Origin of the sequence: Lysinibacillus sp. NPDC092081, from assembly GCF_044755845.1 — a bacterium.
GTDB lineage: Bacteria > Bacillota > Bacilli > Bacillales_A > Planococcaceae > Lysinibacillus.
In genome coordinates this window covers 873,319-888,907 of sequence record NZ_JBIVRU010000001.1, presented here as the reverse complement: position 1 = coordinate 888,907, position 15,589 = coordinate 873,319, and the positions used below count along the sequence as shown (strand labels likewise).

At 37.8% G+C, this 15,589-nt stretch carries 16 protein-coding genes; 14 read left to right on the top strand and 2 right to left on the bottom strand.

The window, feature by feature from the left end; all coding sequences use genetic code 11:
- Positions 1-110 precede the first annotated feature (110 nt).
- The gene (gene rsmD / locus ACIQLB_RS04460) at positions 111-671 is read left to right on the top strand and encodes a 16S rRNA (guanine(966)-N(2))-methyltransferase RsmD (RefSeq protein ID WP_400721419.1); all 561 of its coding nucleotides are present in this window, start codon (positions 111-113) and stop codon (positions 669-671) included.
- A gap of 103 nt (positions 672-774) precedes the next feature.
- On the top strand, positions 775-1,266 hold the full coding sequence (coaD, locus tag ACIQLB_RS04455; RefSeq protein WP_400721416.1) for a pantetheine-phosphate adenylyltransferase: 492 nt from the start codon (positions 775-777) through the stop codon (positions 1,264-1,266).
- Positions 1,267-1,494: 228 nt separating this feature from the next.
- Here the strand turns inward: coaD and ACIQLB_RS04450 are convergent, their stop codons facing one another.
- Positions 1,495-2,394 (bottom strand): hypothetical protein, encoded by a 900-nt coding sequence (locus ACIQLB_RS04450; RefSeq protein WP_400721413.1) that lies wholly within the window; start codon positions 2,392-2,394, stop codon positions 1,495-1,497.
- Between the two features lie 119 nt (positions 2,395-2,513).
- On the opposite strand from ACIQLB_RS04450, the gene ACIQLB_RS04445 reads away from it, so the two are divergent.
- Positions 2,514-3,560, top strand: coding sequence for a SepM family pheromone-processing serine protease (locus tag ACIQLB_RS04445; RefSeq protein WP_400721410.1), 1,047 nt, complete (start codon positions 2,514-2,516; stop codon positions 3,558-3,560).
- Positions 3,561-4,066: 506 nt separating this feature from the next.
- On the opposite strand, the gene ACIQLB_RS04440 is transcribed toward ACIQLB_RS04445, so the two are convergent.
- Positions 4,067-5,278, bottom strand: a complete 1,212-nt coding sequence (locus ACIQLB_RS04440) for a nucleotidyltransferase (protein WP_400721407.1) — start codon at positions 5,276-5,278, stop codon at positions 4,067-4,069.
- A 198-nt stretch (positions 5,279-5,476) separates the two neighbouring features.
- On the opposite strand from ACIQLB_RS04440, the gene ACIQLB_RS04435 reads away from it, so the two are divergent.
- The 11 genes from ACIQLB_RS04435 to ACIQLB_RS04385 all read left to right on the top strand — a co-directional run bounded on the left by ACIQLB_RS04435 (position 5,477) and on the right by ACIQLB_RS04385 (position 15,542).
- Complete coding sequence (locus ACIQLB_RS04435; RefSeq protein WP_400721405.1) at positions 5,477-6,010, top strand: YceD family protein; 534 nt, start codon at positions 5,477-5,479, stop codon at positions 6,008-6,010.
- A 24-nt stretch (positions 6,011-6,034) separates the two neighbouring features.
- Positions 6,035-6,208 carry a 50S ribosomal protein L32 gene (rpmF, locus tag ACIQLB_RS04430; RefSeq protein ID WP_010858320.1) on the top strand — a complete coding sequence of 58 codons (174 nt, stop codon included), beginning with the start codon at positions 6,035-6,037 and terminating at the stop codon, positions 6,206-6,208.
- Positions 6,209-6,426: 218 nt separating this feature from the next.
- The gene (locus ACIQLB_RS04425) at positions 6,427-7,194 is read left to right on the top strand and encodes an enoyl-CoA hydratase/isomerase family protein (protein WP_400721401.1); all 768 of its coding nucleotides are present in this window, start codon (positions 6,427-6,429) and stop codon (positions 7,192-7,194) included.
- Between the two features lie 110 nt (positions 7,195-7,304).
- Complete coding sequence (locus ACIQLB_RS04420; protein ID WP_053483404.1) at positions 7,305-7,682, top strand: transcriptional regulator; 378 nt, start codon at positions 7,305-7,307, stop codon at positions 7,680-7,682.
- A gap of 445 nt (positions 7,683-8,127) precedes the next feature.
- Entirely contained in the window at positions 8,128-9,030 is a 903-nt protein-coding gene (locus ACIQLB_RS04415) for a ketopantoate reductase family protein (RefSeq protein WP_400721398.1), read from the top strand.
- The gene (locus tag ACIQLB_RS04410) at positions 9,027-9,422 is read left to right on the top strand and encodes a DUF3397 domain-containing protein (RefSeq protein WP_400721395.1); all 396 of its coding nucleotides are present in this window, start codon (positions 9,027-9,029) and stop codon (positions 9,420-9,422) included. Before ACIQLB_RS04415 ends, ACIQLB_RS04410 begins: the two co-directional genes overlap by 4 nt.
- A gap of 276 nt (positions 9,423-9,698) precedes the next feature.
- Positions 9,699-11,315, top strand: a complete 1,617-nt coding sequence (gene bshC, locus ACIQLB_RS04405; protein WP_400721392.1) for a bacillithiol biosynthesis cysteine-adding enzyme BshC — start codon at positions 9,699-9,701, stop codon at positions 11,313-11,315.
- Between the two features lie 253 nt (positions 11,316-11,568).
- Entirely contained in the window at positions 11,569-12,000 is a 432-nt protein-coding gene (mraZ, locus tag ACIQLB_RS04400; RefSeq protein ID WP_053483400.1) for a division/cell wall cluster transcriptional repressor MraZ, read from the top strand.
- Between the two features lie 30 nt (positions 12,001-12,030).
- Positions 12,031-12,981: a 16S rRNA (cytosine(1402)-N(4))-methyltransferase RsmH gene (gene rsmH / locus ACIQLB_RS04395; RefSeq protein WP_400721388.1), complete on the top strand. Its 951-nt coding sequence runs from the start codon at positions 12,031-12,033 to the stop codon at positions 12,979-12,981.
- Positions 12,982-13,350, top strand: coding sequence for a cell division protein FtsL (gene ftsL, locus ACIQLB_RS04390; RefSeq protein ID WP_400721385.1), 369 nt, complete (start codon positions 12,982-12,984; stop codon positions 13,348-13,350).
- Complete coding sequence (locus ACIQLB_RS04385) at positions 13,347-15,542, top strand: penicillin-binding protein (RefSeq protein WP_400721382.1); 2,196 nt, start codon at positions 13,347-13,349, stop codon at positions 15,540-15,542. Before ftsL ends, ACIQLB_RS04385 begins: the two co-directional genes overlap by 4 nt.
- Positions 15,543-15,589: the final 47 nt, after the last annotated feature.

Sequence of the window (15,589 nt, the reverse complement as noted above, 5' to 3'; positions counted from 1 at the left end):
ATGTTTTTTTGGTAGCGACAGTGTTTTATCTATGCGACAGCAACAGCAACAACAACAATTACGCCAAGGCGAAATTGATATATGGAATAAGAAAGTACGGTGATTTGCCTATGAGAGTTGTAGCAGGAGAACGTAAAGGGATGCCATTAAAGGCGATTACAGGGAATACAACGAGACCAACAACTGATAAAGTAAAGGAATCCATATTTAATATTATTGGTCCATTCTTTGATGGAGGTATAGCGCTCGATTTATTTGCAGGGAGCGGTGGCTTAGGTATCGAATCTTTAAGTAGAGGGGCTGAGCACGCTGTTTTTATCGAAAAGGATGCAAAGGCGTTCCAAGTGCTACAGGAAAACATAAAAAAATGTCGTTACGAGGATTGTTCTGAGCTGTTTCGTATAGATGCGAAACGTGCTGTGAAAGCGTTATTAAAACGTGATATAACGTTTAAATTAGTATTTTTAGATCCACCATATCATCACAAAGAATATTATGACTTAGTGCAGATTCTTGTCGACAATGATAAAATTCAACAAGATGGCATTATTTTATGTGAGCATGCAAAAGAAGTAGAATTACCACAGAGTTTTGGAGACTTTGTAGTAAAAAGACAAGAAACATATGGTGGAACGATTATTTCAGTTTATCTGTGCGAAAGCGGAGTGTAAACGAAATGTCATCAACACATGTTTGCTGTAGCGAAAGCAAAGCGACAGCTACAATTACGCCAAGGCGAAATTGATCGTTGCACAGAGGAAGAGGGAGAATAAGTTGTCAGAGAAGATTGCTGTAGTTCCTGGAAGTTTTGATCCGGTGACATTTGGTCACTTAGATATTATTAAACGGGCGGCAGATGTATTTGACACAGTTTATGTTGCTGTTTTAAATAATTCATCCAAGCACCCATTATTTTCAGTAGAAGAGCGCATGGCTTTAATGGCTGAAGTTACTAAAACATTGCCTAATGTACGTATTGAAAGTTCGTCTGGGCTATTAATAGACTATGCTAAGGAAAAAAAAGCAAAAGCGATTGTCCGTGGTTTACGTGCTGTTTCGGATTTTGAATACGAAATGCAAATTACTTCGATGAACCGTTTTCTTGATGAAACCATTGAAACATTTTTCATCATGACAAAAAATCAATATTCATTCTTAAGCTCAAGCATTGTCAAAGAGGTTGCGAAATACGGTAGTGATGTCAGCGAGCTTGTTCCTGCTTGTGTTGTAGAAGCTTTGAAAGAAAAGTATGATTTTAATAAATGAATCAAAAAAGGGGATGTCTTATTTTTAAGACATTCCCTTTTTTTGATAAAAAGATGGATTTAGGAAAATGTTTCCCGCTGTTATTTACTGTTATAATTGATAAAGTTTAGTATGGTAGAAAAATGATTGATTTCCTCTGTTGTGCTTGCTCCTAAGTCCGGTCTTTACTCTAATCTAAAAAACGCATCACATTATTTTTACTCTAAAGATGAGGCGGCAAATGATTATTTATTTTAAGAAAAAAAGAGCATAAATAGTGGGTACAATGATTATGCTAAGTAGGCGGAATTTTATATAGGGTCGAACGGAAAGCTTGGCTGATTTCGCAATAACAAAAATTTGTAAGTGAATGCTTATACTTTGCATAGTTAACAACATTACAACTAGTAATGGTAAATAGGAAAGATTCGGAAAAGCTGAGACAGTCATTTTAAGACCATTTGTAACTTCAAGAATAGCAGCTATGGAAAGCTCAGCTGTATAGGGAAGTTTAGGTAGCAGTGAATCTAAGCCTTGCTGGACAATCGTCTGGATGGTAGTGAAAAAAATTATTGTAGTTCCAACTAATAGTATTGTCGGTGCTGTTTCTTTAATGCTTTCAGAAAATGGTGCTGTATGCAAAGGTGTATTGTGGATGGAGATGCTAGGTGGATCCGTTTTACGAAATAAGAAGTAACCAGTTATTAAACAACAAATATTAAAACTATGTAGTAAACATAAAAACATCCATCCGAACGTATTACTGTGTAATAAATCAAGGCTTACAAATCCTAGCACGAAAAGCGGACTTGGTGCGTGACATACGGCTAATAAAAAATTTGCTTCTTTAGGATGTAGTTGCCCACTGTTTTTTAAGTAAACAATGGTTGTTGCTCCAGATGGATATCCCCCAAGTGCGCTAATAATGTAGGCTTGTACGTATATAGAAGCTCTTTTTGTTTTCGTTCGCATAGGAGCCGTTAAACGGAGAAGCCATTGCGTTAAAATAAGATAAGGTAATAAATACGGGAAAAGGGCCTCCATAAAAAGATTTAAACCTAAATCAGTACCGTTATGAGCAGTTTGTGGGAATAACAAGAGTAATAGAATAAGAACTATGCAAATCGCTATTTGAATTATCGCATACATGTTATCATCTCGTTTCAACTTTTTGTCATTCACATAGGCAAATGCTAAAATCAATATATGTAAAAAAGGCAAAAACATGAACGTATGGTTTTGCGAGCGTCCTAGGAGGTGTTTTTCTGATGAAGAAAAAAATTAGTATTTATGCAGTGTTATTAGTCGTGATTTGTTTTTTAATGTTATACCGACTAGACGCTTATATCATGAAGCCAGGAAGTGCTTATGATGTCAGTAAATTTGTTAATGTTGACAATAGCCACACAGATGATAAAGGTTCCATGAGTTTAATGACAGTGGCTATGCAGCAAGCTACGCCTTTTTCATATCTGTGGGCGAAAACACAAAAATATCAAAAATTAATGGATATTACCCAAGTTCGAAATCCATTAGAGGATGAAGAGGAATATAATGTTCGGCAGCTTAAATTAATGTCTGATTCTCAATTTAATGCAAAGTATGTAGCTTTTCAGAGAGCCGACATGCCAACAAAAATTCTTTTTAACGGTGTTTTTGTATTAAATGTCCTTGATGGCGGTGCTTCGGATAATTTATTAAAAGCTGGTGATGAAATTATTGAAGTTGGCGGACAAAAAATTTCAAACCAACAAATGCTTGTAGATCTTTTAAAGCCAAAGCAGCTTGGAGATAACGTGACAATTAAATTTATACGTAATAAAAAAGAACAAGAGGTAACGATTACATTAAAGGAAATCCCTAAATCCGAAGAGAAAAGGGCTGGTTTAGGTATTACTTATACTGAAAGTAAATCTATTGAAACAAATCCAAATGTGTCTATGAAAACCGAGGATATTGGAGGTCCGTCTGCTGGACTAATGTTTACTTTAGAAATTTTGGACCAACTTCTCGATGAAGATCTAACGAAAGGCTATGCTATTGCGGGGACAGGGGAAATGCTGGTTGATGGCTCTGTTGGAAGAATCGGTGGAATAGACTATAAAGTCATTGCTGCTGATCGTGATGGTATGGAAATCTTTTTTGCACCTGATGATGAAATTTCTCCAGAAATGAAAGCTAAATATCCTGAACTGGAATCTAATTATGCTACAGCAGTAAAGACTGCTAAAGATATTGGAACAAAAATGAAAATAGTTCCGGTTAAAACAGTTGATGATGCAATCGAATATTTAAAACAGTTACAGCCGAAATAAAGTTTTATCATCATAATAAAGTAAAGGATTCACGCACAGTTTTGTGTGTGAATCTTTTTTGCTCTTTGGAGGGTAAATGTCGATAAAATACAGAAGTTGGGCGATAATTCCTGAAAGTGTTCCGATAAAACTGAAAAGTTAGATGACATTTTGTTAAAACGTATATCATGTGAATTAGTTGATTGGAGTGGAGACTGGGCGACTCCTTGGGGATCAGCAATAGAGGAACGAAGGCTAAAACCATCACGTCCTGTGATAACGCCTTCGTGACCAACATCATGTTGGCCCGAGACCCTGGAGCGAGCACCGCGAGTGAAGCGGCTCATCGGACGCCCCCAGGAAGCTCTGCTCTGTGCGAAAGCGAAGCGACAGCAACAAAGCGCACAGTCGGAACGGAAATCAACCTCTCGTTTTAACCCGAGAGCTATAATGTGATTCATTGACATAATTGTTTTTTAACAGTAAAAAGGATGCTAGAAGAATCTCTGGCATCCTTTTTTCGTTACTTAAAATCGAATCGGCGGTGTTTGATAATCTTTAGGAAGACTTTGCTCTTTTGTTCCATGTTCTATACTTAAATTGTATACCTCTGCTGCATGAATATCTACAGCAAGCATAGCGTCATCCATAGCTGCAACACGACTGATTAAAGGTAAAGGTATATCTTTTTTATGCATCCCTAAATAGGCTTGTCCCTTCTTACTCATACCAAGTAAGCGTATACTGGATGGGGCTTCAAAGCTTTGCAACTGTTCCTTTGTAAACCCGGTATAAATGTGTGTGAGCATTCGTTGAAGTCTTGTCCAAGTATAGCGCTTGGATTTGATTTTCTCCATAAAACTACTGAATGAATGACTTGTTTTCGCTGCTTTAATAAAAGCGTTCTCAATGCCTTCTGTTACTTCAGCATAGCGCGTAAGTTCATTAGGTGTGTGACGAATAATGGTAAACTGTAAAAATGGCCAAAAAGTTTCCCAACTTGCAAATTCACCATATTTTCCGTGCCAATCAGCTAAATAATCAAACGATGCTTTAGGGAGAAAATCTTCCACACTTTGTAGAGCGTTGGTTGTTGCTAGAGCCTTGCGTATTCCTGTGGCACTAGCAATTGATGCACCTTCTTGTAAAGCGTCATGGTAACCTGCAACAATGCGAGGGATCGTTAAAGGCTTAATGTTACTACCTAGCGCCTTGGCAGCCTCAATATAATGAAAACCAAGTATATTGTTTGGTTGTCCCAAATCAATGTATGTTGCAGGGAATTTTTGAGAAAGCTGTTCATAGGCGTAATGAAGACTTTTAGGATAGCTTGCACCGGTTTTAAGGCTTTCTTTAATAAGAGAGTTATATTCAGTGCGATGACTATTAATGAGCTTAAACGTATTCATAAAGGGTTGAATGGAACCATCTTCGCTTCCAAAGGCAAAAGAATCGCAACCAATTGCAGATAGTAAGGAAATTGCTCCTTTTGCGAAATCAGTTGCAGGTGCGGTACTATAAACGTAGGGTAGTTCAATGACTATATCAACACCACCTGCGAGAGCCATTTTTGTGCGTGTCCATTTATCGACCATGGCTGGTTCACCACGCTGCAAAAAATCCCCACTCATGACTGCGATGACAATATCCGCTTGTGCTACTTTTTTTGCCTGTTCCATATGATAGGCATGTCCGTTGTGAAAAGGATTGTATTCAACAACTATTCCGACTGCTTGCAAATTTAAGCCCCCTTTATCAATGTCATTTGCTTCTCGTTCTTATTTGGAGCCCTTTTCCTATATTGAACGGTTTGGAGCAAATACACTTTTTATAATATTTAATTATAGGTGGGTTTTATTGTGGTGACAAGAAATTATCTTGACATCTATTTTTACACATTATATAATCAACATTGTTGTCTCGAGGTGATTAAACGAATGAAATGGTCAATTCATCAATTATCTAAATACCGCCAAAACGGGATGCCGATCGATGCCTATGTCCAGCTGGACGAGGTGATGGAGCGAAACCAGGATATTCGAGCAATTTCGCCCATTCATGTAAAAGGGCTATGTACTTTCGGTGCATCGCAAATGACATGTCAGCTAACTGTGACAGCGACGTTAACACTACCGTGTGCACGCACATGGGAAGATGTTGAGTTTCCTATCGAGGTTGAGACAGTTGAAGTTTTCAGCTGGATTGACGAGGATAAACGAGGGGAAGATGACGGAGATATTCACTATATTGATGGTGAAGTAATCGACATGAAGCCGGTTATCGAGGAGTTAGTGCTTCTTGAAATACCTTTGCAATTGTTTAAGGAGAATACCGAAGGACAAGTGCAAGGTGGTAAAAACTGGTCTTACGCAACAGATGAAGACGTTGAACTACACAAAAAAGCTGACGAACAAAAAGTGGATCCAAGACTAGCTAATTTAGCTAAGTATTTTGATCAAACAGACGAATAGACGATCTGTAAGGAGGTGCCATCAATGGCTGTACCATTTAGAAGAACTTCTAAAACTGCAAAAAGAAAGCGTCGTACGCATTTCAAACTATCTGTACCTGGTATGGTAGCTTGCCCAAACTGTGGTGAAGCTAAATTATCACACCGTGTTTGCAAAGCTTGCGGACAATACAAAGGTAAAGAAGTAGTAAGCAAATAAAACAGTGTTTGCTCACTTAAAAGGCTAGTAGAGAGACCATGGCTCTTTACTAGCCTTTTTGTTGTTTTAATTTCTTTCAGCGGGTGTCCAAACACCCGCTGAAAGAAGTTAAAGCCTCCGGCGGATGTCAAGGAATCTTTCGGCAATGATGAAAAGATATATAGTACTATAATAATTGTATGATACAATTTATCCATCGGGACAAAGGGGGAAATAGTGTGGCTTACATAATTGATAACAAAGAAGGTATTATGACGTTTACGATTAATCGAGAAGAAAAACGGAATGCGGTTAATGATGAGGTTATGGATGGGCTCCAAGAAGTCATTACATATATTCGAAATCATGATGATGTACGTTTTTTAGTCGTGACAGGTGCGGGGGATAAATCATTTTGCTCAGGGGGCGATTTATCTGAATTTCATTCGCTCGAAACAGAGGATGAGGCGTTCGGGATGTTAGGTAAAATGGGTAAAATATTATATGACCTTGCAACATTGCCTGTGCCAACGATTGCGTTAATTAACGGAACAGCGGTTGGTGGAGGTTGTGAAATTGCAACAGCTTGTGATTTTCGTCTAGTGGCAAGTCGTGCGAAGTGTGGTTTTATACAGGGGACATTAGCAATTACGAGCGGCTGGGGAGGCGGTACATACTTATTCGAGCGTGGATTACGCCATGATCGTGCGATGAAGATGCTAGTCGATGCGAAGCCTTATCCAGCGGAATTACTATATGAGATTGGTTGGGCAATGCGCGTTTTTGAAGGTTCAAAAGAAGTGGCGTTGAATGATTTTATCGAACATATGCGTAAAATTCATCCTTCTGTTCATAAAGCTTATAAAGAAATTGAGCTTCGTAAGTGGCGTGAGCGTAATATGTATGAACGTGTTATGGAGGAAGTTCGTACATGTGCGAAATTGTGGGAAAGTGAAGCTCACCACGAGGCAGTTGCTAATTTCCTAACAAAGAAAAACAATAAATAATGTATAACGGCAGTGATTATAGCAAAACATAATCACTGTCTTTTTGAATTCAATGATTCTATTTTGGTCGCCCACGCATATAGTAGTAAAAAATGCGAGGGTGATAGATTATGGAATTGAAAAAAAGAAAAGATCAATGGACAAAGGAAGACGATGAAAGATTAGCAGAAATTGTGTTGCATAATGTGCAAAATGGCAAAACACAGTTAGAAGCTTTTGAAATGGCTGCTACTGAACTAGGTCGTACAAAACAAGCATGTGGTTTCCGTTGGAATAAAACATTACGTAGTCAATATAGTCAGTCACTACTAGCTGTGCGGAATCAGCCACAACAATCTATGCGAAGCCATTTGAAATTGGCGTTAACGAGTTTTGATGAATTAACAGAGGCCTATCAAAGTCTCGAAGTAAGGCACCGCGAATTACAAAATGAGCACGATAAACTAGTGAAATGGTTGCAGCAGGGATATTCTTTAATGAAAGATTAAAATAAGGAAGCCGACGAAAGGTAAAAGTATTGTAGAGTATTTTACTTAGAAAAAATGTAAACTTGAACAAAACATAATGCTGCATGCTACGCTAAGTGTTTCAACAGTTATTAACGGGCAGTAATTTATCTGTGCCGAAAGCAAAGCGTCAGGTACAAACATCACACTTAAACATTCAGTAAAAACGAAGGCGTTAGGTGTGAGATTAACTGCCCGTAGAAGCCCGATTATTATCGTAAACGCTTAGTCAATCCTGTATAATAAAATAACCTGCATAAGAGGTGCCTTAGAACGATTTCTAAGGCACCTCCTTCTGTAGAGAAGGGCAAAAGGGTCGTATAAATGATGCGCGAAGCCGGCTATGATGTAATTGCGATAGGACTGTTTAGGAGGGCGTTCTCTTAAGTTAGATCGTCCATTGTAAATGTGGGAGGTGTGATGTATTGTGGATGTAGCTATTATTGGTGCAGGGGCTGTAGGTCAGTTAACGGCAAGTTTTTTATCTGAATCTGGTATGTCTGTAACGTTGGTTGCAAGAAGGCAGGGGCAAGTAGATGAACTTAATGAGAAATATTTAACACGAGTGAATGTTGATGGAACGAAAACTGTACAAAAAATTGCTTCAACTACTAAATTAGTGGAGCTGCCACAGCAAGATTTAATTGTAATTGCTGTTAAATACGGTCAATTACAAGAACTTTACGAACAACTATCTGCGTTACCTAGTACAGTATCGTTGTTGTTTATGCAAAATGGTTTAGCGCATTTTGATGAAGCACTACGTTTGCCACAAAAAAATATTGCCTTTTGTTCTGTGTCACTCGGTGCTCAAATGATAAATCAGTCAACTGTGCAACATAGAGGTGTAGGAGTTTGCAAAATTGCGATAGAGCGAGGGAATAGTGATGCGTTTAATGATTTGTTACAATTAAGAAATTCCTTATATCCAGTTGAATTGGTTGCTAATGCTGAACAAATGTTATTTGAGAAAGCTGTATTTAACTGCTTGATTAATCCATTAACGGCTATATTGCAAGTGAAGAATGGAGAATTAGTAACGAATAAACAAGCGTTTTTGTTAATGCAAACTATCTATCAAGAATTAACGGATGCTTTTGAAGGTATAGAACAAGCTATCCCTTTTTTCAAGGTGATAGACTTATGTGAAAAAACAGCAAATAATACATCATCAATGCTAGCGGATCGGATACAGGGGAGAAAAAGTGAAATTGACACGATTGTAGGAGTAATACTAGAAAAAGCTCTAGCGAATGGTCATAATTTGCCTACTTTACGTACTTTATATCACCAAGTACTTGCGATAGAGGAGAGCGGTGAAAGACGTTGAAAGATTTTTTACATATTGTTATAAGTATCATTATTTTTTGTCCAATCCTCCTTTTTGTGATTGTCTATTTAATTAGTCGAAAGGTTAAAATTCGAGGCACTCATGCTTTTGGAATGGCATCGGACGTGACAACATTGTGTTTGTTTTTTTCAGTACCACTAGCAATTGGTGTACTATGGAATGTCAATGTTAGTGCGCTATTAGTAACGATGGCGATAATGATGGCAATGATTTTTACATATATTGATTGGCAAACAAAAAAAGAAATTGAAGTGAAATCGCTACTAAGGAAAATTTGGCGTTTTCAATTTTTAGTACTAAGTACGGCGTATATTGTTATTTGTATAGTAGGTGTTATTCGATCTGTTATAGAATATTTACAGGCAGTCTAAGCATTTTCTTTTCATGTTGAAGCCATAAGCGTTAAAATAATAGCATTAAATATTGATTTTTAGTAATAACTCTATATGTGCAAAAAAATAAATAAAATTCCAATGTACGACAACGTTTGAGTATCTAACAAAAATCGTATTATGTTTTTCCGAAACTTGTTAGGGATGTCATTTTGAATAAACGTTCTAACGGTAACAGTAAAGGGATTTATTTTATTTCAAGTTTGCTGATGAAGAGTAAGAAGATGATTTAGTGAGTAGAGGAGTTTGTGTTAAATGAAACTGGAGTCAATCCAAGTACCCATAAAAAATCGTTTGCTAGCAGATTATTGGTCACCGAATACTGCCATCCATGAGTTTTTTGAATACGAATATAACGATAAATCTTTTGAAAAACGAGTGCAATATTTAGAGCAGCATGTGTATGATCAAAAAGAATTAACAGCCATCATACGTCAATTTATGGAACCACTCGGAATATCTAAGAAAGCGAATGAACATTTGCAACAACTAGAGCAAGGAGCTGTTGCAGTTGTCGGCGGACAACAAGCTGGTATCTTAACAGGCCCTCTTTACTCGGTGCATAAGGCGATTTCGGTCATTGCATTAGCGAAAGAGCAAAGTGTAAAACTTCAGCGACCGGTTGTTCCTGTTTTTTGGATAGCTGGTGAAGATCATGATTTAGAGGAAATTAACCATACGTATACAGTACGTGGTGAAGATATTAAAAAACGAGCTTACGGTGAACGTTCAAGACGTAAAACAATGGCTTCTGAAACAAGTATAAATAAAGAATCAATGACACAATTAATCAATACTATTGCGAAAGATATGGGTGAAACAGAATTCACTGAAACGCTTATTAAACAATTATCGGATACGCTTAATAAGTGTGACACATTTACGGACTTCTTTGCGCAACTTATGAACCAATTGTTTAAAGATGAAGGTTTATTGATGATTGATGCAGCGGACTTTAATTTCCGTCAATATGAGCGAGAGAATTTTACCCGTATCATTCATAAAAATGAAGAAATTGCTAAAGTGGTAACAGAAAAAGAAGTGGAGCTTGAACTTGCAGGCTATGGCAATCCTATTTTGGCAACAAATGAAGCGGCCAATTTATTCTATGTGGAAGATGGGGAGCGACATCTTTTAGAAAGAAAAAATCAGCAATTTGTCAATCTAGCTGCAAATATCAAGCTATCTCGTGAAGAAGTTTTAAGAATTGCTGAAAAACACCCTGAGCAGTTAAGTAATAACGTTGTGACGCGTCCGTTAATGCAGGAAATGACATTGCCTGTGCTAGCATTTGTTGGTGGACCAGGGGAGCTTGCGTACTGGGCGACATTGAAGGATGCATTTGCGGTATTAGGCTTACAAATGCCGATTTTTGCTCCGCGTCTTCATATCACGATTGTCACACGTCACGTAGAACAACTTTTACGTGAATATCGTTTAAATGTTGCTGACGTTTGGGATGGGAAAGCGTTGCAGCTTAAAGAACAGTTTATTGCTGAAGTACAAGATACTGAGGCGACACGTCAAATTCAGACGATGCAACGAGAGCTTTTAGGAAAATATGATGCACTTCAACTTTATTTAGAAGAGCAGCATTTATTGCTAGATAAAATTCTTGTAAAAAATAAAGAGAATCATCTAAAGCAATTTGAGTATTTACAGCAAAAGGTTGAACAAACTGTTCTTAACAAGCATGAAACGACAATTCGAAAATTTATGACGCTACAAAATGAGTTATATCCAAATGAAGGATTCCAAGAAAGAACTTATAATCCTTATCAATATTTCAATGAGTTTGGACCTATGTTAATGACTGAAATGCTGAAACAAAATTATAGCATTGGCAATCACCACTATTTAATTTATTTATAATTCCAATGTTTGTAACTTTATACCTAATTAACAATTTAATACAATATAGATTTGATGAACAATGTCGATATAAATAGTAAATAGAGAGCTATCCTACTAAGGGTAGCTCTTTTTTTATGTCATTTAGCATGGGTTCAATAACTTGTTAAAGGTCTATTCACACATTGAGTGTTAAAATGTCAAGTTTTTTTTAAAAAAAGTGGAGGAAAGTGGGGGGATGTGGTACATTATTTAATAAAGTGGGGTGAGTAGCATGTTCATGGGAGAATATCAACACTCTGTTGATGCGAAAGGACGATTAATCGTGCCCGCAAAATTTCGTGACGCCTTAGGTGAAACATTTGTTGTGACACGCGGACTTGATAATTGTTTATTTGGCTATCCTATGGATGAATGGCGAAAACTCGAAGAAAAATTAAAGGGCTTACCGATGACCAAAAAGGATACACGTGCTTTTGCAAGGTTTTTCTTTTCTGGAGCAACGGAAGTAGAAATAGACAAGCAGGGGCGTATTAATATTCCTTCAACTCTTATGCAATATGCACATCTTGTGAAAGAATGTATCGTGTTAGGAGTTTCGAATCGAATTGAAATATGGGCGAAAGATGCTTGGGAGGCTTACTTTAGTGAGTCGGAACAATCCTTTAATGAAATTGCAGAAAATATGATTGGCTTTGATTTTTAATTTTTTTAAGGCCTGGAGGGAGCGAGTGGTATGTTCGATCATACAACCGTGCTATTAAAAGAAACAGTTGATGGGTTGAACATCGATCCTGATGGTGTGTATGTGGACTGTACGTTAGGTGGAGCAGGACACAGTGAATATTTAGTACAACAATTATCTGAAAAAGGGCGTTTAATTTGCTTTGATCAAGATATGACAGCAATTAACAATGCAAAAATTCGATTGGCGCCATATATTGAGCGTGTGACATTTGTTCATTCGAATTTCCGCTATTTAAAAGAAGAGCTATTAGCGCTTGGTATTGAGCAAGTTGATGGTGTTTTATATGATTTAGGCGTATCTTCGCCACAGCTAGATACACCAGAACGAGGTTTTAGTTATCACCATGATGCACCTCTAGATATGCGCATGGATCAAACGGCAACGCTTACAGCATTTCATGTCGTGAATGAATGGGCATATGAAGATTTAGTACGTATATTTTTCCGCTATGGAGAAGAGAAATTTTCAAAGCAAGTTGCTCGTAAAATCGAAGAGGCACGTAAGGTGGCACCAATCGAAACAACTAGCCAACTTGTAGAACTTATTAAAGAGGGTATTCCAGCAGCGGCTCGCCGTAAAGGTGGACATCCAGCGAAGCGCATATTCCAAGCAATACGAATTGCTGTTAATGATGAGCTAGGCGCGGCAGAGGATTCATTAGTCGATGCGATTGATATGATAAACGTAGGTGGACGCGTTAGTGTCATTACGTTCCATTCATTGGAGGACCGCCTATGCAAGACTATCTTTAAGGAAGCGTCATCATTACCGGAATTACCACCAAATTTACCAGTGATTCCTGATGACATGAAGCCGACTTTAAAGCTTATTACGAGAAAACCAATTGTTCCTTCTGATGAAGAATTAGCAGTAAACAATCGTGCTCGTTCGGCAAAGCTTAGAGTGGTAGAGAAAATTAACGACAAAGGGCGTGAGTAAATGGCAGCAGTTCGTGTAAGGCAGCACCAGCAACAACAAGTGCAACAACCGATAACACCCCCTAGTCCACAACCCACTATCATACGTCGTAAAAAAACGAACCAGAAGTTTGAAAAAACAATGCTACTAGTTTTAGTTAGCATTGTTGCTGTATTATCGGTACTAGTTTTGAATAAGCAAGCAGCAATTCAAACGACAAGCATGGACATTCAAAAAATCGAAACTGAAGCAGAAGAGATTACAAAAAAGAATGTTGACTTGACAGTTCGTGTAAGTGAACTTTCTACATACGAAAACATATGGAAAAAAGCTAAAGAACTCGGTTTAACTCAAAATGAGAAAAATGTAAAGGTAGTGCCGGGAGAATGAAAAAAAAGAGATTTCGATTCCAATGGGGAGCCTTTCTATTATTAATTTTTTATGGAGGGCTCTTTTTTCTATTGTTCTCAAGAATGTTTATGTTACAGGCGACGGGTGAAGTGGAAGGACAAGAGCTTGCGGCAAGGGCAGCTGCAAAATATAGCAAAGAAAGTGCAATATCAGCAAGCCGTGGGAAAATTTACGATGCAAATGGGCAAGTCATCGCTGAGGATACACTTAGTTATCGACTAATCGCAATCGTCAATGAAAAGGCTACGACGGATGCAGAAAACCCTCGACATGTAGTAGATCCAGAAAAAACTGCGAAAATATTACATGAATATATTCCTGCTATGGACGAAGAAAAAATCTATAAACAACTTACTAGAGTAAATGATAAGGGCGAAAAGCCTTATCAAGTTGAATTTGGAAGTGCGGGACGTGGATTAAGTCATGACACTATGAGTAAAATCAAAGCGGAGAAATTACCCGGGATTTTATTTATCAATGATTTAAAACGTTATTATCCAAATGGTATATTTGCCTCACACTTAGTTGGTTTCGCACTAAAAGAGGATAATAAAGATGGTACATTCACGACAAAAGGGAAAATGGGCCTTGAGCTTACCTATAACAAAGACTTAACTGGAAAAGACGGTAAGGTTGAATATGAGACGGATGCTTTCCATTATTTATTACCGAATAGTGAAAAAATGGTGACACCTGCGAAAAATGGTGATGACATTTATTTAACATTGGATAAAACAATTCAAAGCTTTTTAGAGGAAGCAATGACATCGGTTGAAAAGGAATATAACCCTGAAGCGATGACAGCTATTGTGGCGGATCCGAAAACAGGTAAAATTTTAGCGATGACTCAGCGACCTACGTTTAATCCGGATACACGTGAAGGCGATAATATGAAATGGCTGAACGAGGCTATTGAAGAGACCATAGAACCAGGTTCGACGATGAAAACGTTCACGCTCGCTTCGGCTATTGATACAGGGGCGTGGCAACCAAATGCAAAATATATGTCAGGTCAATACAGAGTCCTTGATCGTGTAATTAAAGATTACAATAAAGTTGGTTGGGGTAAGATTACTTATTTACAAGGCTTCCAACGTTCATCTAATACTTCGATGGCATATTTATTAAAGCTTATTGGTGAAGATGTATTTTTTGATTATTTAGATCGATTTGGATTTGGTAAAAAAACAGGTATTGATTTACCGAATGAAGCTTCAGGAAAGCTTTTATCGACATATCCAATAGAACGAGTGACAACAGCGTTCGGTCAAGGTTCTACGGTAACGCCAATTCAGTTAATTCAAGCAATGACAGCGATTGCGAATGAAGGGAAAATGATGCAACCGTATGTAATAGATCGTATCGTTGATCCTTCGACAGGAAAAACGATTAAAAAGCATGAGCCGATTGTTAAGGGGAAACCAGTTTCTGCCGACACGGCCAAGCAAGTAAAAGAAATTCTTGCATCTACGTTAACAGCTGAGTTAGGAACAGCGACGGACTTTGCCCTTGATGAATATGTAGTTGCAGGGAAAACAGGTACTGCTCAAATTCCACTTGGAAATGGTGATTATTTTGCAAACGAGTATCTTTATTCATTCCTAGGAATGGCTCCTGTAGATAATCCGCAGCTCATCATGTATGTCTCAGTAAAAAGACCAAAGACAAAAACCGGTTCTGTACCAGTGTCAAAAATATTTAAACCAGTTATGTTAAATAGTTTAAAGTATTTAAATGTTAATCCTGAAGATGTAAAGCATGTTGACGATACAAAAATACAAGATTATACAGGTCAAAATGCTGAGGCTATACAAGTAGAGCTTGCGAACGATGGTCTACAGCCAGTGATTGTTGGTGGTGGCGGTAAAATTATTGACCAATATCCAAAAGGTCCTCAAAAACTTGTTAAAGGTAATTTTGTGTTTTTAAAAACCGCAGGTGATGTAACACTGCCAGACTTCACCAATTGGTCGTTACGTAACGTACTTGCTTTTAAGACAATGGCAAATTTAGAAATTGAAGTTGTTGGAGAGGGCTTTGTAGCTAGTCAGAGCGTCTCGGCAGGTACCGTAATTTCAGATAGTTCACCGATTGTCGTGAAGCTGAAAACGCCAGCTGAAAGCTTTAAGAAAGATGTAGAGACTCCATCCGAGGGTGAAACAACTGAATAAACCTGAATAGAAGCCCACTTTATTTCATACGTTGTAAAAAACAAGGT

What these genes read in the sequence shown, in the direction of transcription:
- rsmD (WP_400721419.1), top strand. Translation starts at nt 111, where the DNA reads ATGAGAGTTGTAGCAGGAGAACGTAAAGGGATGCCATTAAAGGCGATT.
- ACIQLB_RS04450 (WP_400721413.1), bottom strand. Translation starts at nt 2,394, where the DNA reads ATGTATGCGATAATTCAAATAGCGATTTGCATAGTTCTTATTCTATTA.
- ACIQLB_RS04445 (WP_400721410.1), top strand. Translation starts at nt 2,514, where the DNA reads ATGAAGAAAAAAATTAGTATTTATGCAGTGTTATTAGTCGTGATTTGT.
- ACIQLB_RS04435 (WP_400721405.1), top strand. Translation starts at nt 5,477, where the DNA reads ATGAAATGGTCAATTCATCAATTATCTAAATACCGCCAAAACGGGATG.
- rpmF (WP_010858320.1), top strand. Translation starts at nt 6,035, where the DNA reads ATGGCTGTACCATTTAGAAGAACTTCTAAAACTGCAAAAAGAAAGCGT.
- ACIQLB_RS04420 (WP_053483404.1), top strand. Translation starts at nt 7,305, where the DNA reads ATGGAATTGAAAAAAAGAAAAGATCAATGGACAAAGGAAGACGATGAA.
- bshC (WP_400721392.1), top strand. Translation starts at nt 9,699, where the DNA reads ATGAAACTGGAGTCAATCCAAGTACCCATAAAAAATCGTTTGCTAGCA.
- mraZ (WP_053483400.1), top strand. Translation starts at nt 11,569, where the DNA reads ATGTTCATGGGAGAATATCAACACTCTGTTGATGCGAAAGGACGATTA.
- rsmH (WP_400721388.1), top strand. Translation starts at nt 12,031, where the DNA reads ATGTTCGATCATACAACCGTGCTATTAAAAGAAACAGTTGATGGGTTG.
- ftsL (WP_400721385.1), top strand. Translation starts at nt 12,982, where the DNA reads ATGGCAGCAGTTCGTGTAAGGCAGCACCAGCAACAACAAGTGCAACAA.
- ACIQLB_RS04385 (WP_400721382.1), top strand. Translation starts at nt 13,347, where the DNA reads ATGAAAAAAAAGAGATTTCGATTCCAATGGGGAGCCTTTCTATTATTA.